Annotated in this window: 21 protein-coding genes and 1 pseudogene; 14 read left to right on the top strand and 8 right to left on the bottom strand. The window is 72.0% G+C overall.

Features of this window, described 5'->3' with window-relative positions:
* Window positions 1–34: 34 nt before the first annotated feature.
* From NMN56_RS18530 to NMN56_RS18560, 7 genes are read left to right on the top strand one after another with little or no spacing between them, the layout of a single operon-like run.
* Window positions 35–2,077: an HAD-IIIC family phosphatase gene (locus NMN56_RS18530; protein WP_283742492.1), complete on the top strand. Its 2,043-nt coding sequence runs from the start codon at window positions 35–37 to the stop codon at window positions 2,075–2,077.
* Complete coding sequence (locus NMN56_RS18535; protein WP_274041671.1) at window positions 2,056–2,283, top strand: phosphopantetheine-binding protein; 228 nt, start codon at window positions 2,056–2,058, stop codon at window positions 2,281–2,283. Before NMN56_RS18530 ends, NMN56_RS18535 begins: the two co-directional genes overlap by 22 nt.
* Window positions 2,280–3,200 (top strand): 2-oxo acid dehydrogenase subunit E2, encoded by a 921-nt coding sequence (locus NMN56_RS18540; protein ID WP_274041670.1) that lies wholly within the window; start codon window positions 2,280–2,282, stop codon window positions 3,198–3,200. Before NMN56_RS18535 ends, NMN56_RS18540 begins: the two co-directional genes overlap by 4 nt.
* On the top strand, window positions 3,157–4,206 hold the full coding sequence (locus NMN56_RS18545; RefSeq protein WP_347178616.1) for a 4'-phosphopantetheinyl transferase superfamily protein: 1,050 nt from the start codon (window positions 3,157–3,159) through the stop codon (window positions 4,204–4,206). Before NMN56_RS18540 ends, NMN56_RS18545 begins: the two co-directional genes overlap by 44 nt.
* Entirely contained in the window at window positions 4,196–5,734 is a 1,539-nt protein-coding gene (locus tag NMN56_RS18550) for an FAD-dependent oxidoreductase (RefSeq protein WP_274041668.1), read from the top strand. Before NMN56_RS18545 ends, NMN56_RS18550 begins: the two co-directional genes overlap by 11 nt.
* Window positions 5,731–6,849 (top strand): alpha/beta hydrolase, encoded by a 1,119-nt coding sequence (locus NMN56_RS18555; protein WP_274041666.1) that lies wholly within the window; start codon window positions 5,731–5,733, stop codon window positions 6,847–6,849. The genes NMN56_RS18550 and NMN56_RS18555 overlap by 4 nt, the downstream gene beginning before the upstream one ends.
* Entirely contained in the window at window positions 6,846–7,343 is a 498-nt protein-coding gene (locus NMN56_RS18560; protein ID WP_274041665.1) for a DUF4260 family protein, read from the top strand. The genes NMN56_RS18555 and NMN56_RS18560 overlap by 4 nt, the downstream gene beginning before the upstream one ends.
* Here the strand turns inward: NMN56_RS18560 and NMN56_RS18565 are convergent.
* Together NMN56_RS18565 and NMN56_RS18570 are read right to left on the bottom strand one after the other, a co-directional pair.
* Window positions 7,279–7,842 (bottom strand): hypothetical protein, encoded by a 564-nt coding sequence (locus NMN56_RS18565; RefSeq protein WP_274041664.1) that lies wholly within the window; start codon window positions 7,840–7,842, stop codon window positions 7,279–7,281. The genes NMN56_RS18560 and NMN56_RS18565 overlap by 65 nt on opposite strands.
* A gap of 87 nt (window positions 7,843–7,929) precedes the next feature.
* Window positions 7,930–8,304: an ASCH domain-containing protein gene (locus NMN56_RS18570; RefSeq protein WP_274041663.1), complete on the bottom strand. Its 375-nt coding sequence runs from the start codon at window positions 8,302–8,304 to the stop codon at window positions 7,930–7,932.
* A gap of 266 nt (window positions 8,305–8,570) precedes the next feature.
* Here NMN56_RS18570 and cyaB point away from each other — a divergent pair, with 266 nt between their 5' ends.
* Complete coding sequence (gene cyaB, locus NMN56_RS18575; RefSeq protein WP_274041661.1) at window positions 8,571–9,122, top strand: class IV adenylate cyclase; 552 nt, start codon at window positions 8,571–8,573, stop codon at window positions 9,120–9,122.
* Window positions 9,123–9,266: 144 nt separating this feature from the next.
* On the opposite strand, the pseudogene NMN56_RS18580 reads toward cyaB, so the two are convergent.
* Window positions 9,267–9,428 (bottom strand): annotated as a pseudogene (locus NMN56_RS18580) (GNAT family N-acetyltransferase); the annotation flags it as partial.
* A 195-nt stretch (window positions 9,429–9,623) separates the two neighbouring features.
* Here NMN56_RS18580 and NMN56_RS18585 point away from each other — a divergent pair.
* A complete protein-coding gene (locus NMN56_RS18585; RefSeq protein ID WP_280842707.1) occupies window positions 9,624–9,959 on the top strand; it encodes a hypothetical protein in 336 nt (111 codons plus the stop codon).
* A gap of 106 nt (window positions 9,960–10,065) precedes the next feature.
* On the opposite strand, the gene NMN56_RS18590 is transcribed toward NMN56_RS18585, so the two are convergent.
* Complete coding sequence (locus tag NMN56_RS18590; RefSeq protein WP_280842706.1) at window positions 10,066–11,394, bottom strand: transcriptional regulator; 1,329 nt, start codon at window positions 11,392–11,394, stop codon at window positions 10,066–10,068.
* 165 nt (window positions 11,395–11,559) lie between these two features.
* Here NMN56_RS18590 and NMN56_RS18595 point away from each other — a divergent pair, with 165 nt between their 5' ends.
* The 4 genes from NMN56_RS18595 to NMN56_RS18610 all read left to right on the top strand — a co-directional run bounded on the left by NMN56_RS18595 (window position 11,560) and on the right by NMN56_RS18610 (window position 14,776).
* The gene (locus NMN56_RS18595) at window positions 11,560–12,039 is read left to right on the top strand and encodes an ATP-binding protein (protein WP_274041658.1); all 480 of its coding nucleotides are present in this window, start codon (window positions 11,560–11,562) and stop codon (window positions 12,037–12,039) included.
* Window positions 12,040–12,083: 44 nt separating this feature from the next.
* On the top strand, window positions 12,084–13,205 hold the full coding sequence (locus NMN56_RS18600) for an adenosylhomocysteinase (protein WP_274041656.1): 1,122 nt from the start codon (window positions 12,084–12,086) through the stop codon (window positions 13,203–13,205).
* 23 nt (window positions 13,206–13,228) lie between these two features.
* Window positions 13,229–13,771 (top strand): NUDIX hydrolase, encoded by a 543-nt coding sequence (locus NMN56_RS18605; protein ID WP_274041654.1) that lies wholly within the window; start codon window positions 13,229–13,231, stop codon window positions 13,769–13,771.
* A 567-nt stretch (window positions 13,772–14,338) separates the two neighbouring features.
* A complete protein-coding gene (locus NMN56_RS18610; RefSeq protein WP_274041650.1) occupies window positions 14,339–14,776 on the top strand; it encodes a peptide deformylase in 438 nt (145 codons plus the stop codon).
* A gap of 122 nt (window positions 14,777–14,898) precedes the next feature.
* Here the strand turns inward: NMN56_RS18610 and NMN56_RS43520 are convergent, their stop codons facing one another.
* Window positions 14,899–15,252 carry an NUDIX hydrolase gene (locus tag NMN56_RS43520; protein ID WP_488199813.1) on the bottom strand — a complete coding sequence of 118 codons (354 nt, stop codon included), beginning with the start codon at window positions 15,250–15,252 and terminating at the stop codon, window positions 14,899–14,901.
* A 269-nt stretch (window positions 15,253–15,521) separates the two neighbouring features.
* Entirely contained in the window at window positions 15,522–16,088 is a 567-nt protein-coding gene (locus NMN56_RS18620) for a TetR/AcrR family transcriptional regulator (RefSeq protein ID WP_274041648.1), read from the bottom strand.
* 284 nt (window positions 16,089–16,372) lie between these two features.
* On the opposite strand from NMN56_RS18620, the gene NMN56_RS18625 reads away from it, so the two are divergent.
* Window positions 16,373–17,296 carry an NmrA/HSCARG family protein gene (locus NMN56_RS18625; RefSeq protein ID WP_274041646.1) on the top strand — a complete coding sequence of 308 codons (924 nt, stop codon included), beginning with the start codon at window positions 16,373–16,375 and terminating at the stop codon, window positions 17,294–17,296.
* Window positions 17,297–17,524: 228 nt separating this feature from the next.
* Here NMN56_RS18625 and NMN56_RS18630 read toward each other — a convergent pair whose 3' ends face one another.
* Entirely contained in the window at window positions 17,525–18,451 is a 927-nt protein-coding gene (locus tag NMN56_RS18630; RefSeq protein WP_274041644.1) for an ornithine cyclodeaminase family protein, read from the bottom strand.
* Between the two features lie 309 nt (window positions 18,452–18,760).
* Entirely contained in the window at window positions 18,761–20,029 is a 1,269-nt protein-coding gene (locus tag NMN56_RS18635; protein WP_274041642.1) for a cytochrome P450, read from the bottom strand.
* Window positions 20,030–20,051 lie beyond the last annotated feature (22 nt).

The raw sequence follows: 20,051 nt of genomic DNA on the forward strand, positions 1-20,051 counted from the left end.
GTCCGCGCGCGTGACCGCACCCGCGCCCACACCAATGTCCACACCAGTGCCCGCACAGGCGCCAGCGCCCGCCGCACCGGCACCCGCACCAGTGCCCGGACCCGCATCGGCGCCCGCGCCCGTGACCGTGCGGGACCTGCACGCACGCGGCGAGCTGGCCCGCGAGTACCCCGCCGTACGCGGTGCGTTGGCCCGTGCCGGGGGCAGGGAGCTGGACTTCGCCGGCCGGGTGCTCGCACAGCTCGACCCCGGGGCCGTGCTCGCCGCGCACCCCGGTACGCCCCGCGTGCGGATCGCCGTGACCGGCAGGGCGACCGTGGGCGAGGTCGTGCCGCCGCTCACGGCCCAGGCGGCGCGGCACGGGCTGCTGGTGCTGCCGTACGTGGGTGGCGGCGGCGGGTACGTGGGGGAACTGGGCAACCCCGCCTCCGCGCTGTACGCGCACGAGCCGGAGGTCACCCTCTGCGTGCTGGACCCGCTGACCGTATGGCACGCCGTGGAAGAGCCGTGGCAGCCGCTCGATGTGACCGTCGCAGCCGAGCGGCAGCGCAAGCTGCTGGGCGAACTGGCGGCGGCGCACGCGGCGTACGCACCACGGGGCGCGACGCTGGTGCTCAACACCGTGCCGCTGCTGCGCCGCTTCACGCACCAGCTGACCGGGCTGGCGCAGCGCGCCGAACTCGGCGGTCTGTGGCGCGAGTTCAACGCCGACCTGCTGTACATGTCCGACCCGGGCGCCGGACTCGCCGTGCTCGACCTGGAGCCCCTCATCGCCTCCGGCGTCCGCGCCGACGACCCCCGCCTGGGCGCCTACGCCGACGCGCACTGCACGACGGCGCTGCTGACCGCCTACGCCAGCGAGGCCGCGCACCTGGTGCGCGCGCTGCGCGGCGCCGCCAAGAAGTGCCTGGTCCTCGACCTGGACGGCACCCTGTGGGACGGCGTGCTCGCCGAGGAGGGCCCCGAGGGCCTCAGCGCCTCCGGCACACTGCGGGGCGCCGCCTTCGGCGCGTTCCAGCGCACCGTCAAACAGCTCGCCTCCCAGGGTGTGCTGCTCGCCGTGTGCAGCAAGAACGATCCGGAGCCCGTGGCGCGCGCCCTCGCCGAGCACCCCGAATTCCCGCTGGGCGCCGACGACTTCCTCACCGTGGTCGCCGACTGGGGCTCCAAGGCGCAGGGCGTACGCACCATCGCCGCGCGGCTCGGCATCGCGCCCGAGTCCGTTGTCTTCGCCGACGACACACCCTTCGAGCGCGAGACCGTGCACGCCGGGGTGCCGGGCGCCGCCGTCGTACCGCTGGACGCCGAGCCGGCGCTGCACATCGAACACCTGCTGGCCGACGGCTGGTTCGACACGCCGACGCTCACCGACGAGGACAGGATGCGGCCGTCGCGCTACACCCAGCGCGAGGAACGTGCACGCTTCCAGGCCGGGGCGACCGATCACCAGGCGTTCCTCCACAGCCTGGACCTGCGGGCCGAGATCGCACCGGCCCGGGACCACGAGGCCGCCAGGCTGGCCCAACTCAGCCTGCGCACCAACAGGTTCAACCTCACCGGTACGCGGCTGACACCCGCGCGCGTCCGCGCGCTGGCCGAGGGGACCGACTCGCTCGCACTGACCGTACGGACCGCGGACAGATTCGGTGACGACGGCGTGATCGGCGCCGTCTTCGCGCGTATCGACGCGCAGGGCCTGCACCTGGAGAACCTCGTTCTCAGCTGCCGGGTGCTCGGCCGGGGCATCGAGGAGGCCACACTGAGCGGCCTCCTGTACGCGGCGCAGGCGGCAGGGCTGCCCGCCGTGCACGGCACCTGGCGCCGTACCCGCGCCAACGCGGCACTGGCGGCGCTCTATCCGGACCACGGATTCCGTCCCACCCCCGGGCCACCCGGCGCCGGCGCGGGGCCACCCGCCAGTGCGGGACCACCCGGCGCCACCTCGGGGCCACCCGGTGCCGAAGAGGCGCACTTCCGGCACGACCTGGAACGGATACCACCCGTGCCCGCACACGTACGGCTGCGGCTGCGGCTCACCGAAGCGGAGGTGGAGACATGCACACCGTCGAGGACCTGATCGCCCTCGCCAACCAGCACCTCGGCACGGCGCTCGCCCCCCACGACGCCGGAGCCGAACTCACCGAGCTGGAGGACTGGGACTCCGTCCACCTGCTGCGCCTCGTTGCGCTGCTGGAGAGCGAACTCGGCAGGCCAGTGCCCGTCGCCGAGGTGCTCCAGGCACGCAGCCTGCGCGACATCTGGGCCGTGGCGGTGGCCACATGAACGATCCCGGACCCACGGTTCCTACAGTCAGCCCGCAGGACCCCGGCCGTACGGAGGCCCCGGACCGCACGCAGGCCCCGGACCGCACGCAGGACCCCGGCCGCAGGGGGATTTCCGGCGGGGACAGGGACAGGGACAGGGGCAGACGGCACACCCGCTACTTCCTGCGCTGGGCGCGCGCCGCCTCGCCCGTACATCTGGGAGCCGACACCGACATGACGCGGGTCGCCGAACACCGCGAGGCAGCACGTGCGGCGGGGCGCCGCTACTCGTACGTGACCTACCTGCTGCACGCGGCGGCCCGCGTCGTCGCCGCGCACCCGGAGGCCCGGGCCCTCGCGGCGGGAGTGCTGCGCCCGCGCACGGTGCCGCTGCCGGGACCCGGCGTCAGCGCGAAGCTCGCGCTGGACGCGGCCGGGCCGGGCGGAGCGCGCGCCGTACGTACCGTCGTGCTGCCGCGCCTGGACACCCTCCCCCTGGACGGTGTCCAGGACCTCGTCGACCGCTACCGCGACGCCGCACCCCACGAACTGCCCGGAGCCGAAGGGATACGCATGCTGTGTGGACTGCCGCCCCCGGTGGGCGAACTGGTCTTCAGATACGGGGTGCGCGGACCCGCGGCGCGTGCCCGCCTGCTGGGCACCTTCGCGGTGAGCGCGCTCGGGCACCGCGCGGTGGACACGTTCCACTCCTACGGCGGGACGGCGGTCACCTTCTGCGTGACACGCGTGACCGACAGAGCGGTGGTGCGCGGAGGGCAGGTGCGGGTGGCGCCCGTCATGCGCCTCGGACTGACCTTTGATCACAGAGTGCTCGACGGAGCCGCGGCGGCGGACGTACTCGATGGTGTGGTGATGCGGCTGGAGGGCCGGCATGGCGATCTTCCTGGGCCCTGCGACGAGCCCGCGTACGACTGAGGCGTTCGCCCAACCGGTGCGGATGACCGGTCCCGAGGGCCCCTGGGAACGGGTACGTGAGGCGGTGGAGCGGCACGGCAGCGTCGTCGTGCACGCCCAGCTCGGCGACTGGCTGCCCCGGGACCTGGAGGCACCGGGGCTGCGCGGGCTGCTGGGCCGGGACTTCGCCAGGTTCCAGGCGATGACCCACCCCCAGATACGGGCGCGCTTCGTGGCCTCACGGCTGCTGCTCAAGCATGTGGCCTGCGCCGTGATCGAAGCGTCTCCGGAATCGGTCGAACTGGCCTACAAGCCCGGCGGACGCCCCTATTTGCGCGGCCTCGACCAGATCGACATCAGCCTCAGCCACACCGAGGACCTGCTGCTCGTGGGCCTCACCCGGCGCGGCTGGATCGGCGTGGACGCGGAGGCCAAGGACCGTCCCATGCTGGGGCTCGGCACCGAGAACCAGGTGTGTACGCCCTACGAGCGCCGCACCCTCGCGCAGATCGCCGAGGAGCGGCGCAACGCGGCGCTGGTGCGCCTGTGGACGCTGAAGGAGGCGTACAGCAAGGCCATCGGACAGGGCATGCGCTTCCGCTTCACCGAGTTCGGCTTCGGGCCGCAGGGCCGCGACGTACAGGTGCTCAGGCCCGACGGCTCACCGGGCACGGGCGAGGAGTGGACCTTCCACACCTGCCTCGTCGACCGTGCCTACACCGTGAGCGTCGCCCTGTTCGACGCCGGTTTCGGCGACACCAACGACACCGCGGCGGCCACCATGCTCGACGCCGGGCTCATCGAGGCCCTCGTCTCCGGCGACGGCGGCACCTCACCCGAACCGCGCGAGCCCCGTGTGCCAGACGGGCCAGGCGCCACGGATTCCGGGCCCCACGTCGCCGGCCCCGACAGACCCCGGCACGGTCCCGTCCCTGACGGGCCCCGGCACGGACCTGGCCCTGAGGGACCCCGGCACGGAGAACCTGAGGGCCCCCGGCACGGAGAAGGAGAAGCCCGTGGGGGCTGAGACGGAACGGACCGGAACGGAACCGTCCGGCAAGAAGCGGAACGACGGCGTCGAGCGTGCCGGGGGTACCGAGGGCACCGGGCGTACCGGGGGCACCGAGCGCATCGAGACGGAGGTGTGCGTCGTCGGCGGCGGCCCAGGAGGCCGCGCGCTCGCCCTCGCGCTCACCCAACTGGGGCGCGGCGTCGTGCTGTTGGAGAAGCGCGACCCCGCCAGGAGCGCGGGCCCCTCCTTCCGCGGTGAGTCCGTCTCGCCCGACGGCGTACGGTTGCTCGACGGGCTCGGTGTCCTCGACCACGTACGGGAAGCGACGCACCGCGTGGACCGGCTGGAGATCCAGGACGCCGGACACCGCGTACTCCGCGTGCGCTTCGAGGACTTCCCGTACGCCTACCGGCACCCCGTCGAACTCGCCCAGCCCGTCCTGCTGTCCGCGCTCGCGGCACGGACGCACGCGCTCGCGACCCGGACGCACCCGCACGCGCAAGCTGAAGCCGCCCGCACACAGGGCGCGGGGGAGAGCACCGCAGCGGGGGAGTGCACCGTACTGGAGCCCGCCGTCGCCGTCGGTCTGCTGACCGAGGGCGCGGCCGTCACCGGCGTACGGGCCACCACGCCACGGGGCCCCGTGGAGATCGGCGCGGCGCTCACCGTGGGCGCCGACGGCCGCAACAGCGCCGTACGCCGCCTCGCGGGACTCGACACGCACGCCAGGCGCACCCCGCTGGAGCGGGACGTCATCTGGATGAAGCTGCCGTTCCCCGCCGCATGGGACCGGCGTACGTACCGCGTCCGTATCGGGAGGCGCGGCCACGGACTGTTCCTGCCCAGCACCGACGGCACCGTGCGTGTCGGCCTCAACGTCGCCAAGGGCGGGCTGCGCGCGCTGCGTTCGGGCGGGCTCGACCACCTGCGCACCCGGCTCGCCCAGCTCGCCCCCGAGGCGGCCGACGCCGTGCACGAGGGGCTGAGCGGCTGGTCGGACACCACGCTGCTGGACATCTTCACCACCGAGGTGCCCCGCTGGTCGGCGCCAGGCGTCGTCCTCATCGGCGACGCGGCGCACACCCTCTCGCCGATACTCGGCCAGGGCATCAACCACGCGCTCGCCGACGCGGTCGCGCTCGCCCCGCTCGTCGCCCGCGCACTGGGGCCGGCCGGACGCGACGGCGGAGGCGGGGCCCGGACCGGGACCGGGGGCGGGGCCGGACGCCGCTCCGGTCATGGCGGCGGCCCGTTGTCCCTCGCGCTGGGAGACTTCCAGCGGCAGCGCGAGGGCGACGTACGGCGCTCGCGCGCCCTCCAGTTGCGTCAGGAACGGATGTTCGCGCTCACCGCGCCGGCGGCCGGAGTGCTGCGCCGTTCCGTCTACCGCACCGTCAACGCGAGCCCCGCACTCCAGCGCCGTGTGCTCGCGCCCGCCTACTTCCCCGGCCGGCGCCCACAGCCGCCCCGTGCCTCCCGTGACGGCACGCGGGCCGGCCCCACGCCGGCCGACGCCAGGCCGAAGGAGGACGAACCGACATGAGCGCACTGCTCACCGGAGAGCCTGGGCTCGCCGAACTGCGCGCCCTCGCCCCCCTGCACGCCCGCGCCCAGGGCATAGGACCCGACCGCTGCCGGGCGCTGCTCTCCCGTATCGGCGCCGCGCACGGCGAAGCACCCGACTCCTGGCCCGTCGTCTGGAACCGTGCGGGTGACGCGCTCGCCGCGCGCGGACACCACCTGGACGCGGTCCGGCACTACGCGCTCGCGCGCTTCCCGTACCCCGACGGGCCCGCACGGGAGCGGGCGCAGCGACTGTGCGTACGGTCCTTCGACCTGTGGCGTGCCACCTACCCGGGCATCGGCCGCCTGGAGATCGAACTCCCCGGCGGAGGCGGCAGGTTCGCCGCCTGGACCGCGGGTCTGTCGGCGTCCAGGCCCCGCCCCCTGATCGTGGTCACAGGCGGCATCGTCTCCGTCAAGGAACAGTGGGCACCCCTGCTCGCGCGTGCCGCCGCACTCGGCACGGCCCTCGCCGTCACCGAACTGCCCGGCGTCGGCGAGAACACCCTGCGCTACGGCGCCGACAGCGGCGCCCTCTACACCGCGCTCCTCGACCGGCTCGCCGAACGCGCCGACGTACGCCGCACCCACGCCCTCGCGCTCAGCTTCAGCGGCCACCTGGCGCTGCGCGCCGCGCTCGCCGACCCGCGCATCGTGGGCATCTCCACCGTTGCCGCGCCCGTACGGCACTTCTTCCGTGACCGCGACTGGCAGCGCGGCGTACCCGCCACCACGGTCCACACCCTCGCCCACCTCACGGGACGCGCCGCACCCGAGGTGCTCCCCTCCCTCGCCGACTGGGCACTCGAACCCGGCGAACTCGCCGCGCTGCGCGCCCTTCCCGTCACCTACGTCGCCGCGCTGCGCGACGACATCGTGCCGCTCTCGGACGCCGCCGCACTCGTACGGGACCCGGGCGCACGCCGCGAACTCCTCGTCCTCGACGACGAACACGGCGCCCCCGCCCACCTGGCCCGCGTACGCGCCACCCTCCTCCACGCGGCCCTGACCACCCTCGCCGTCCACCCCCTGCGCCGCACAGCCCTCTCCACAGCCCGGCTGCGCCCCGGACGCGGAGGGAGGGTACGGGCGTGAAGGGCGGGGGCGACAGGAGCCGCGGCCGTATCGACGGCTGGACCTACCGCGCCCCGGCGGGCCGTGCGCTGAGCGGCGCCGTAGGGCTGGCGGCACTGAGCGCGGGCGCGCGCCTCGGAGGCGCCCGCAGCCGGGTCCTGTGGACCTGCGCCGTCCTCCCCGACGCGGCCCTCCTCTACGGCATCGCCTCGGCCCCCACCTTCGACCCCCTGCCCCGCCACGCCGTCCTCCCGTACAACCTCCTGCACAACGTGGGCGTCCCCGCCCTCCTCTACGGCACAGCCACCCTCCTGCGCAGCCGCCCCCTGACCGTCGCGGCCCTCGGCTGGCTCGCCCACATAGCGATCGACCACGCCTCGGGCTACGGCCCCCGGGCCCCCGACGGCTCCCGCACCCTGCCGCTGTCCCTGTTCCGGCGTGCCGGCCGCCTTACCCGGCATCCGGCGGCCGGCGCGCGGGCCGCCAGCCCGGCGGCCAGGCGACGTCCCGGCTGACGGGCCCCGCCACCCCGAGGCCGGCCCGGACGCACTCGGCGTACCGCCGTTGTGCATCCCTGAACTCCCCGTACGCCTGCTCCCAGCTCTGTTCCACTTCCGTGGCCACACCCCGTGCGAGGTGCTCCAGGCGCCACAGACAGTGGTTCAGCGTCTTGGAGGCGGTGTTCGTGTCGGTGTCCCCCAGTAACTCGCAGGTCTCCGCCAGCGCGGAACGCCGCGCCTCGGCAGCACCCAGCTCGGCGAGCACCTCGCCGCTGGGCTCCAGCGGTACGGGCCCGGTCACCAGCCCACGAGCCGCGGCGATGCCCTGATAGCGGCCCGCGAGTTCTTTCACCGCGTGCAGGTACTCGGAATACGCGTCCAGCCGCCGCCCGTCCCAGCGCACGGACTGCTCACGCCGCCACCGGGCCCGCTCGTTCAAGCTGCTCACCAGAAACGAGGCGACAGCGCCCAACGCCACGCCCACCAGCGGAAGTATCTGCCCCAACAGACTCACAGCGCCTCCGATCCCACGCTTCGCCCCACCGGCCGCCGTTGCCCGCGGCCCACCCGCGAACCGTATGTCCGTGAGACCGCTTCGCGGTCAGTCGCCCGGCGCCGTCGCAGGATCACGAAGCTCCATCTCGATCGCCAGAGCGCCCAGCTTCTCCTTTTCCGGCGGGTAGATCTCCCGGATGTTGGCGAGCTGTTCCCCGCGGCCCGCAGCGGGATTGATGTTCCCCGGGCCCTCGCCGTCGAGCAGTGCCTCGAAGCCGTCGTACGGGGTGACGCGCAGCACGCGAACCTCGCACGCCTCGTCGGTGCCCTTGACGCGAAAGAGGATCACGTCGCCGGCGGCGAGGTCTTCCAGGTGCGGATACCTCACCCGCACCTCGATCGTCTTCCGCTCGTCCGCCACTAGGTCGAAGTAGCGGCGGTAGAGGTCCAGTTCACGGATGCGGGGTGCGGTGTCCGTCATGGGCGGGATGCTCCAGGGGTTCGGTGGGACAGGCTCGGCGTACGACGGTCCAAGGCGGGTCGCCGCCCGGTGCGGGGCTCTTCGCCGCCGCTCGCTGGATGGCTCGTCCGGCAGGAGCGGCATCGCCCCGCCACTGCCCGAGTCATACGGCGGACACGCACAACGGCATCGTCACGAGTCACGCTGCCCACGGCACTTCGCGCAGAGCGACGGGGTACGCACGGTCTGGCCAGCAGGGCCAGCAGGGCCAGGAAGGGGAAGAAGCGATGCCCGAAGCGGAGCTGAAGGCTCGGGTGCGGGTGCCCGAGGACGTCACGCGCCGACTGGAAGCGCGCGGCGCGGGGCGAGCCGAGGTGTACCAGGACACGTACTACGACGATCAGGCGCGCACCCTCGCCGCCCGCGACGCCGAGCTGCGGGTGCGTACCGTCCACGGGGCAGGTGGGACGCGGTCGCTGCTGACCTTCAAGGACGCCACGGTGGACGAGGCGTCAGGCTCCAAGCCCGAGCACGGGACTCGTGTTGAGGGGGTGGAAGCGCTGCACGAGACCCTGCGCAGGCTCGGATACATCCCCGTGATCGCCTTCGAGAAGCGGTGCCGTAACTACGACATCCGGGCCAGGGGCCGCGAGATGCTCGCCACCCTCGTGCGGGTACCGGAAATAGACGGAACGTTCATCGAGGTGGAAACCCTCGTCGAGGACGGGGCGGCCGTCGAAGACGCCCTCAAGGACGTGAGCGACGTACTGGCTGAACTGGGCGTCGGGGAGGGCGACATGACCTCCGAGCTGTACACGGACGCGGTCGCGGGGATATAGGTGCCACCGGTCAGCCGTGAGGACATCGTCGTGTGCCTCGACGAGCCGGTGGTCGACGGCGATACGTCGTACACCGTTGGGCTCGTAACCGAACTTCTCAGAGACGCGGCGGGATGCGGAGTTGTCCGAGAACGCAGTGGAGACGACGCGCTTGGCTCCGAGGCACCCGAAGGCGAGGTGGAGGGCAGCGGCGCGCATCTGTGTGCCGGGGCCGCGGCCTTGGAATCGTCGCCCGAGCCAGAAGCCCGTGCGCGCCTCGCGGGTGGTGAGGAAGTCGCGCGCCGAGAGGTTCTGCTGGCCGATCACCTGCCCGTTGTGGATGACCGTGAGCGGGAGGCGCCAGTTGTCCTCGCGCCAGTCGCCGCGGGCCCGGCGGTCTCAAGTCAGCAGAGCATCAAGCTGCCGCGATGAATTCATCCAGCTTCTCTGCCGGAGTTTCGCCATCCCAGCGTTTTCCGGGGGGAAGACCGGTTCGTCCGACGCGACGGAGAACGTGGCGTGATGCGCCATCTCGACGCCCTGGTCCCTGCGAGCTCGGCCAGCCTGCGCACCGAGCTGGAACTGGCCCAAGCGGAAGTCCGCAGCCTGCGCGGGGAGCGGGACAAGCTCAAGGCGGCCCTTCAGCGCAATCTCGGCCACCAACTGGACCGGGCCGGGAACGCGGAGCTGGTAGCTCGAATAGATGAGTTGACCGCTATTTCCCGGCAGTTGACCGTTGAGCGGGACGCTCTGCGTGGCGAGAAAGCCGATTTGGAGAAGAGGTTGGAAGAGGCTCACGACGACCTCGCCGCGGCCCGCATGAGCCTGCGCGACAGGATCCGCCGGGAGAACACCTGACGACCGGGCCTCGTTTGTCGCGCCGTACGCGGGCGGGGCATGTTCAGCCCAGCACCCCCGGGCCTCCGCCGTTGGAATCATCTGTTTCGGAACGGAGTCGGGGAAGTCAGGCCGGTGCCCACAGGGCACCGGCCTTCTCTTTGAGTTCGCCGGCGCCCGTCACGTCGTCGAGCCGGTCGAGGCGGGCGGTCATGTCCTGCACGGCGGTGCCGACCTTGATGGAGCGGATGCCATCCGCGCAGTTGACGAAGTCGCCCCAGGTGGCCAGGGCGGCCCCCACGTCCCCGCGCTTGAGGTGGACTTGGCCGAGATCGGCGAGCACGATCGCGCGAGTGCGGCGGCGGTCGAGTCCGGCGATGTTCAGCGCGTGTTGGAGGTGGTCCTCGGCCGCGTCCAGGTCTCCGAGCTGGGCCAGGATCATCCCGGCCTCATGGGCCCACCGGCCGGGCGAGTAGTGGGCAGCCCAGGACTCGCCGGGGTCATCAGGGCCGCGTTCGATGGCGGTCTGTGCGGTCGCCAGCGACCTGGTGGCTGTCCGGCGGTCCGCGTCCAGGGCGGCGGCGTTGGCCAGCGTCGTCTGGTAGTAGGCGGTCGCCCTTGGGCTCTCCAGGTGGCGGGCGTGATGCACGCACCGCTCGGAGAGCCGGACGGCGGCGGCCCGGTGTCCTAGGTCGATGGCCTGGACGGCCATGCCCCGCAGGGCGGTCGCCGAGAGTTCGGCATCTCCGGCTTCGGCGGCGAGGCGGTAGGAATGGGCGTAATAGCGCTGGGACATGCCTTGGTCGCCCTCATCTCCGGCCATCCACCCGGCCAGATGGACCAGTTGGGAGGTGGCGGCGAACAGGTCACGGCCGGTTGCCTCAGTGAAGGTACCGTTCAGCCAGTCGGCGACGTCCAGGGTCAGATAGCGCACGACCAGGTGGCGGGCGTGTCCGCCGCCCAGCTCGGCGGCTGCGTCGCCGAGGACCTTGGTCATCTGGCGGATGGCCTCGACTTCGCCCCGGCCCACGGTTACCTTCGCTCCGGCCTCGGCGGCGGCGGTCCGGCGGGTGAGGGCATCGAGATCGGGCAGCGCGAGGGCGCCCAGCGCATAGCCGCTGGACGCTTGCAGGAACTGCCGACGTTCCACGTCGCTCCTCCCAAGGGCCAGGACTGAGGACACGCTATCGAGCAAGGCGGCCTGATCGCTCGCAAGAGCGGGTAACGGCTGATCGGCTACTGGTTCGTCCAATTTCAGCAAACGGCGGATGTGGGGCATCCAGTAGTCCGGCACCCGGCGGCCCGTCTCCCAGCGATAGATCGACTGCCGGTCGAGGATGTCCGGGCCGCGTCCTTCGGCGATGCCCAGTTCCCGGGCCAGACGGGGGTGGCTCCATCCCTTCGCCGTGCGGGCAGCGCGGATCTTCTCGCCGATCGCCTGATCTTCCGCCCCCACGATGCGATCCCCTCCTGGCCTACACGGGTCTACGCGGGCCTACATGCTGGCAACTCCTCCGCGTCTCTACCCGGCCTTTGACTGTCCTCCAACCCGTCCGGGCGACACAAGGCCCGCCTCACGGGCCGTCCCCGCCTGCACACCCGACCGCTGGAGGCAGTCTCGATGCCCGACTACTGCACGTTCTTCCCACTGGCCGCCCGGTCAGCTCAGGTCCCCGTCGCCCGACACCGGGTGATCGCACGGGTCACTTCCTGGGGTGAACAGGTCGGAGAAAGCACCCGTGACGGGCTGGAGCCGGCTGTCTCGGAGCTGGTGACCAACGCGATCCGCCACACCGACTCGGCGCTGGTCAGAGTCCGCGTCACCCTCGCCGGCCGGGTGCTGCGGCTGGAGGTCTTCGACGGCTCGGCCATCCGCCCGGCCCCCGTCCGGGCGGGAGGGGAGGACGAGTGCGGCCGGGGACTGGGCCTGGTCTCCCTCATCGCCGACCGGAACGGACACACACCCACCCGGCGGGGCAAGGTCGTCCGGGCCGAGTTCGACCTGCCGCCGATATCCCGCCCGGCAGCCCGCTCCAGCCTGCTGCGGCGAGCTTCCCAGTCGACCGGGCTACGCCCGCCGGTCTCTCTCCACGCCGTCTGAGACGGCACAACCCGATCACCCTTCTTCGAAGGAGGGCACCACCAGTGGAACAGTTCGAACACGCACGACTGGACGCCTACTTCTCCAAGATCGCCGCCCAGTTCGCCCCGGCACACAAGCCGACCTCGTTCCTGGTCACCCATCTGCTGCCCGAGCGTCCCGGATTCATCCGAGCAGTCGCCGCCGTGAGCCGCCTGAGGGCTGTCCTGCCCAAACCGAAATCCGTCAACAACTCCGCCCGTCGCGAGGTCGAGAAGACCATCCCGGTCGACGCGCTCTCGCGCGAGATCTTCGCCGACCCGGACGCGGCCCTGGACTACTTCGAGTCCCGGGCCGCCGGGGAAGAAGTCGTGCTCCTGGACGTCGGCGGCTACTTCGCGCCCGTCCTGGAGGACCTGCACGGCCGTTTCTCCGGCCGTGTCCTCGGAGTCGTCGAGGACACTGAGAACGGCCACCGCCGCTACCAGCAGATCGAGAAGCTGCCCTGCCCCGTTGTCTCCGTCGCCCGCTCGCCCCTGAAGGACCCCGAGGACTTCCTCGTCGGCCAGTCGGTGGTCTTCTCCGCTGAAGCCCTCATGCGAGGCCGCGGTGACATCCTCCACGGCCGGACCGCCCTGGTGATCGGCTTCGGGAAGCTCGGCTCGTCCATCGCCCGCCTCCTGCACGTTAAGGGAGTACAGGTCACCGTCTTCGACATCGACCCCGTCCGCCGCACCCAGGCCCTCTCCCAGGGCTTCACCGTCGCCCGCGACCGTGAGGCCGCCCTGGGCGAGGCGGGCCTGGTGCTCTGCGCGACCGGGGCGCTGTCTCTGCACGGTGAGGACTTTCCGCATCTGCGCAACGGCTCATACGTCGCCACCGTTACCTCCAGCGAGGACGAACTCGACCTGGCCGGATTGCCGGACGTCTACACCCGCACCCTCGTCGGCGATCACGTCACCCGTTACCGGACCACCGGCTCCTACTTCTACCTGCTCAACGGGGGCGACGCCGTCAACTTCCTGCACGGGGCGAGCGTCGGGCCGTTCATCTTCCTCGTTCAGGCCGAAATCCTCACCGGCATCACGATGCTCGCCCGCGGCGACCTGGAAGCCGGTATGCATGAGGCCAATCCGACCGACCGTGCCGCCATTGCCGCGACCTGGCTGGGCTACTTCAACCGCTGACATCCGCAGAAAGGCGCCACCGCATGGCAATCACCAACACGCACATCCGTGAGACCGTCGAGGACTACATCGGCGCCTACCCCGGCGACAAGGTCGACCTCGTGCCCCTGCTGACCCTCCTGGAGCAGGACGCTGCCCTCAGCTCCCGCAAGGAGTTCCGCGGACACGCCACCGCCGGCGCGGTACTGGCCGACGAGCAGGACCGAGTGCTGGTCATCCACCACCGCGCACTCTCCCTCTGGCTCCTGCCCGGCGGCCACCTTGAACCCGACGACAACACCCTGCTGGAAGCCGCCCTGCGCGAGCTGACCGAGGAGACCGGCATCCTCGCCGAGGCCGTCAAGGAGACCAGCGCCCGCCCCCTGCACATCGACACCCACCCCATCCCCGCCAACGCCACCAAGCAGGAACCCGAGCACCGGCACATCGACTTCCGCTTCCTCTTCCGTACCAGCGCCGACATCGGAGAGCTCCAGGCCGAGGAAGTCAACGGCGCCGAATGGCGCGACGTCGCCTTCATCTCCGACCCGGAACTGCGCAAGCGCGTCGCCTCAGCACTGCGCTGACCACGCCCACGAACAGGCCGCCCTGCGCTTGCCCGGCATGCGCGGAGGCGGCCGATCCATGGCCCACTTCACGCCACGTGTCTTACGTCCCCCACGCCATTCTGAGGCTTCTACCTGCATCAATGCTTGACGACTACAGATAACCGCCGGACGCTTCCGGCACGGCGCCACCCGCCGACCTGCTCGTGGACTCCGGGTGAGTGCGGGTCCGGGTGACCGTAGACCTCATCGACCATCTGCGCCGAAGCCCAGTTCCCGGCCGTCTTCGCAACAAGCGGGTCACCGTCGGAGGCGTCCATGGCACCGCACCGGCACGACGACGGCGAGACGCGCGTCTTCGCCTGGTCGACGTCCGACCCGGCCCTGCACGCCCGATATCGTCTTGAATGGAAGATCCGAGCCAGGCCCGAACCCAGCACGAAACAGGGGGAGTTGGGACGATCGAGGTACGGCGGCCAAGCCAGCGCATGCGCAATCTCGGTGTCGTCCAGTACGGCGCCCACATCCTGGCCGAGGTGGCGCGGCCCTTCGACCTGACGGCGGAGAAGGACACCTCCGAGCAGGTCGTTGAGCGGCTCGCCGAGGCCATGGGCCGCATCGCGGCCGTGCACGACTTCTCCGGCAAGGGCCCTAGCTGCCCCACAGATCGGCATCGGGCGCGCCGCCGCAGTAGTTCGGCCCGCCGAAGCGGGCATCGAGCCGATCGGGCTGCTCAACCCCCGCATCACCGAGGCCAGCGACGACATCGACGATCAGTACGAGGGTTGTCTGTCCTTCTTCGACGTCCGCGGCCTGGTGCCCCGCCCCCTGCGGATCACGGTGGAGACCACCGTACTCGACGGCCAAATGGTCACCACCGTCTACGAGCGGGGCCTGGCCCGCCTCGTGGCGCATGAGGTAGACCATCTCGACGGTCTCCTCTACACCGCCCGGATGCGGCCCGCTGCCGACCCGATCCCGGTCGAGGAGTACCGCCAGACCGGCCGCGCCTGGGCATACGAGTAGACCCGAGGATCTCAGTCTCGGGGGTGGCAGGCACCGGCCGTGACGTGCGCACTCCGTAGAAGCCGTACAGGACCTGCAGCGCCGCATGAAGCCCTTCGGCAGGCACCACCTGGTCGCCGACTTCAATGAGCGGGCACGCGAACTCGTCGCCGCTTAGGTCTTTCGCCCGAGCCGGGCCCGCCCTGCCGCGCGACTTCGAGGTAGGCGGGGCGACCTGTGATGCGGGCGGTTTTGAGGGTGTTCCAGATGGGGCGCAGGGAGGGCGGGATGACCTCGGGGTCCGTTGTCTCCGGTGGGAAGAAGCGCCAGTCCGTCAGCTCGCTGTGCTGCAGCCGGACGGCGCCCTGCTGATCGGCCGTCAGCCGGCCGCCGTCGAAGAGGCGGTACAGGTGCGGTGGCCGGTCGGTCGCCGACACCCATGCGGTCACGAGCGGTTCGGGTGAGACGGCAACGGCGAGACCCAGCTCCTCGTGCACCTCGCGTTCGCAGGCCGCGCGAAGGACTCTCGCCCCCTTCGTCCAAGTGCCCGCCGGGCAGGTTCCAGCCCGGCTTGTACGAGGGGTGCACCAGCAGGATGCGGCCGAGTTCGTCGGTGAGTGCGGCGCCGGAGGAGCCCCCGGCGCGGGCGGGCGCCGGGCCCATGCAAGCTCCTTGGTGAGGGGCGGGATCAGCGGCGGGGTGGGGGATACCGCACGCGGCGCCGGGTGTTGAGGGTGGCGGCGCAGGCGAGCGCGCGAGTGCGGCGTCAGCGCTGGGGGCTCAGGCCCGCTACGGCCAGGTGGAACAGGTGGTCGGCGCGGGTGGCGGGGTCGGGGTGGTGTTCTGTGGCCAGGACGATGCCGACCACGAGGGTGATCAGGTCGGCGACGGTGACGTTCGTCGCCACCGCGCCGTCCTTGATGGCGCGGCGCAGTAGGGGGTCGGCGGCCTCTTCCAGCGCTGCCGAGCAGCTGTTCTCGTACACGGGGTCGGCCCCGGCGCCGTCGTAGGACAGGGCTTCGGCCAGGCCACGGGCGGAGACCGAGTAGGCGACGACCTCGCTCAGCCATTCCAGGAGCGCTGCCCGGCTGTCGCCCTCGCCTGTCAGGTCCCGGGCGCGTACGCACAGGGCCTCGATCCGTTTCCCGGAGACGGCCTCCAACAGCGCGCGGCGGGTGGGGAAGTGCCGGCGCACGGTCGCCGAGCCGACGCCTGCCGTGCGGGCGATCTGTTCCAGGGAGGCGGCGGCGCCGTGCGCCGAGACCTCCTCCTCGGCCACGGCGAGGATGCGCGTGTAGTTGCGCCGGGCGTCGGCGCGCTGGCCGTCGGGCATGGCGGCATCTCCAGGTTGCTAAGTGGCGGACTCCGCCATATCGTACCGGAGTAGAAACGGCGGACCCCGCCGTTTCGCCCGCACCGGGGGTGTGGCGGCCTGTGCCGTCCGTTCCGTCCGTTCCATCCGATCCGTCGTTACGGCGTGGGGGGATGGAGTTGTCGTCCGTTCCGTCCGTTCTGTCCGATCCGTTGTTGCGGCGCGGAGGGGTGGGGCTGTCGTCCGTACCGGTGCCGAAGGGCGGCCCTTGCCGTCCGTTACGTAACGAACATCCGAGGAGCAGCATGTCCACACACTCAGCGCCAGTCCTGGTCACCGGCGCCACCGGCAGGCAGGGCGGGGCCACCGCACGGGCTCTGCGTGCGGCGGGTGTTCCCGTCCGCGCCCTGGTGCGGGACCCGGCCACCGATCGGGCGAAGGCCGTCGAGGCGCTCGGCGTCGAGCTGGTCACCGGCGATCTCCGTGACCGCGACTCCGTGGTCCGGGCCGCCGAGGGCGCCCGCGCCGTCTTCTCCGTGCAGATGCCCGAATTCACGGCGGAAGGCGTCGACTTCGAGGGGGAAGTGACCCAGGGCGTCAACCTCGTGGAGGGTGCCAAGGCCGCCGGGGTGCCGCAGTTCGTGCACACGTCCGTCTCCGGCGCCGGCCAGCACACCGAAACGCCCGGATGGGCCGAAGGGCGCTGGGCCGCGATGGAACCCACCATGGGCGCCAAGAGCGCGATCCAGGACCGGGTACGTGCGGCCGGCTTCCGCCACTGGACGCTCATCAAACCGGCGTTCTTCATGGACAACTTCCTCCCGTCCCTGGCGTACCTGTTCCCGCGCGGCATCGAGGGCGGCCTGGTGACCCTCCTGAATCCCGGCACCCGGCTGTCGCTGGTCGCTGTGGACGACATCGGCAGGACGGCGGCGGCAGCGATTGCCGAGCCGGAGCGGTTCGACGGTGTCGAGCTGGAGTTGGCGAGCGACTACCTGCCGATGACGGAGGTCGCCGAGGTCCTCTCGCGCGCCCTGGGCAGGCGGTTGACGGCGCCCGACATGACCGAGGAGGAGGCCGTGGCGGCGGGGATGCCGCCGATGGGTGCCTCGCACCAGTGGCTGAACGTGGCCGGCCAGCCGGCCCGCCCGCAGTACGCGAGAGACCTCGGCATCCCGCTCACCAGCTTCGAGAACTGGGCCCTTGAGCACATGCGGGCCGACGCCTGATGTCTGGTGCCGATGGCTGACGGCTGGTGCCGGGTGGCTGGTGGCCGACACCTGGTGCCTGGTGGCCGACACCTGACGTCTGGTGGCTGACGCCGACGCCTGCGCCTGACGCCGGTTGCCTGGTAGCTGATACGGCTACGGCTACGACCGTGCACTCCGGCGATACGGCGGACGCACGCGCCCTTGCGGGAACAGGGGCGCGTGCTTCACCGCGTGGACGCGGCGGCGTCATCGCGTGGACGCGGCGTGGGCCGCTGTGGCGATCACGAGGTCCTGCCAGGCCATCCCTGTGCCCTTGAAGAGACGGGGGCGTGAGGGGTCCACGGTGTGGTGCCCGGACACGAGGTCGGCGAGGGGCACCAGTTCGGCGGTGTCCAACTCGCCCTGCCGCAGCGGGATCACGATGTCGCCCGCCTCGCGGAGCGCGGTGGCGGGGTCTTCGACGACGACGGTGGAGCGGGCGGCGGTGGCGCTGTCCACCTCGCGTTCCTCCGGGGTGTGGGATCCCATGGCGACGACGGTGGCGTGCGGGGCCAACTCCCGGCCGTCGAAGAGCGGTTCGGGTGAGGAGGTGCAGCAGGCGATGAGGTCGGCGCCGGGGACGCTCTCCACCGTTCCGGGCGCCGCCGGGAGCCCGGCGTCACGGCACCGGGTGACGAGGGCCTGGACGCGCGCGGGGTCGCGGCCTACCACAGCGACGGAGCGCAGGGCGCGTACCTCTGCCAGGGCAACGGCGTGCGCGTAGGACTGCGGGCCCGTGCCGAACAGCACCAGGCGTGCGGCGTCGGGGGTCGCCAGGTGGTCGGCGGCCAGTGCCGAGACGGCCGAGGTGCGCAGCAGGGTCAGCGCCTCCCCGTCGAGGACCGCGAGGGGGCTCAGGGTGGCGGCCTCCAGCAGGAGATACGAGCCCGTGATGGTCGGCAGACCGCGCGCCGGGTTGCCCGGCACGACCCCGGCGATCTTCACCCCGGCGTACTGCCCGAACTCCGCCGGCATCATCAGCAGTTGCCCCGCCGACAGCGGTACCCGCGAACGCGGCGGCGTCCCGGTCACGTCCAGCCCTGCGCGTAGCGCGGTGCGGAGCGCTTCGACGGCTTCACCCACCGGGAGAAGCCGCCTGAGCGTCGGCGCGTCGATGAGGTCGAGTCCCGGCATTGTCCGTCTCCCGCCGCGGTGTGCTGGTGATCCATCCTGTCCGGGACGAGGATCGCACCCCGGCGCCGCCTGTGCGTGATGCCTGCCGCTGGCCGTGAGCGGGAGTGGCCCCGACGACCGGCTGGAGCGCGAACGCCGTTCGGGGGGCCGGGAGTTCACGGGCCCGCGGCCCGGACCGTGCCTCGCTCCCGGGTCCGGGCCGCCACCGGTGCCCAGGTCACGGAACATAGGGCGGAGCCAGCGGAGTTGGTCGCGGCGCACCCCGCGGGCGTCCGGCCGGGCGGCGTTCGGGTCACGTCCCGCGTGGGGTCAGTTCCAGGTCACGGGGAGGGAGGTGAGGCGGTTGACGAGGAGGCCGGTGTGCAGGGTGAGGGTTTCGGGTGGGGTGGTGAGGCGGAGGGTGGGGAAGCGGGTGGCCAGGGTGCGCAGGGCGATCTGGAGTTCGGCGCGGGCCAGCGGGGCGCCGAGGCAGTAGTGGGGCCCGTGGCCGAAGGCGAGGTGTGCGGGGGCGCGGCCGGGGAGGAAGGCGGCGGGCGAGGGGAAGCGGGCCTCGTCGTGGTTGGCGGAGCAGATGGAGGCGATGACGGCGCTGCCCGCGGGGACAGGGCAGCCGGCGATCTCGACGGGCGCCGTGGTGACACGCAGGGGTCCGCCGTCCCCGATGGGATTGAGGCGTAGCAACTCCTCGACCATCGTGGCCAGTTGGTCGTCGTCCGGTACCAGGGACATCCGGCCCGCGTGCCGCAGCAGGGTCAGTACGGAGGTGCCCAGTACGCCGACCGTGGTCTCGTGGCCTGCGATCAGCAGGGTCATCGCCATGGTCAGCAACTCGTGCTCGTCCAGCCCGTTGCCCCCGTCCCCGTCCCCGCCCTCGCCCTCGGCATCGGTGTCGCCCTCGCCCTCGGTGTCGGCCTCGGTGTCGCGGAGGGTGATGAGTGCGCTGAGCAGGTCGTCGCCCGGATCGCGGCGCTTCTCGGTCACGAGGTCCTGGAGGTAGGCGAGCAGCGCGTCCCGGTGGCCGCGCATCTCCTCCGGTGTGTGCGCCGTGAGCGAGAGAATCGCGTCGGACCAGCGCCGGAAGCGCTCGCGGTCGGCGTAGGGGACGCCGAGCAGCTCGCAGATGACGGCGACGGGGAAGGGGAAGGCGAAGCTCTCGTTGAGGTCGGCCGGCGCTCCCGCCTCCTCCATCGCGTCGGCCAGCTCCGTGGCGAGTCCGGCCAGGCGTGGACGCATCAGCTCCACCCTGCGCGGGGTGAAGGCGCGGGAGACCAGGCCGCGCAGCCGGGTGTGTTCCGGCGGGTCCATCGTGAACAGACCGCCGGCTTCGAAGGGTACGGCCGTCAGCCGCGGCGCCCCCGGCCGTACGGTCGCCGCTCTGCTGCACCGGGGGTCGGAGAGGACCGTACGGGCGTCCTCGTAGCGGCTGACCAGGTATCCGGTGTCGCCGCTCGGCAAGGTGACCTCGGCCACGGGTTGTTCGGCGCGCAGCCGCGCGTAGTCCTCGGGTACGGCGGTGGCCGAGCTGCGGGGCGGGGGATAGGCCGGAGGGTGGGTGCGGGCAGCGGAATCCAGAGACATGCACGAACTGTTCAGCTCTGGC

The organism is Streptomyces iconiensis (genome assembly GCF_028657195.3).
In the GTDB taxonomy this organism is placed as follows: Bacteria; Actinomycetota; Actinomycetes; order Streptomycetales; family Streptomycetaceae; genus Streptomyces; species Streptomyces iconiensis.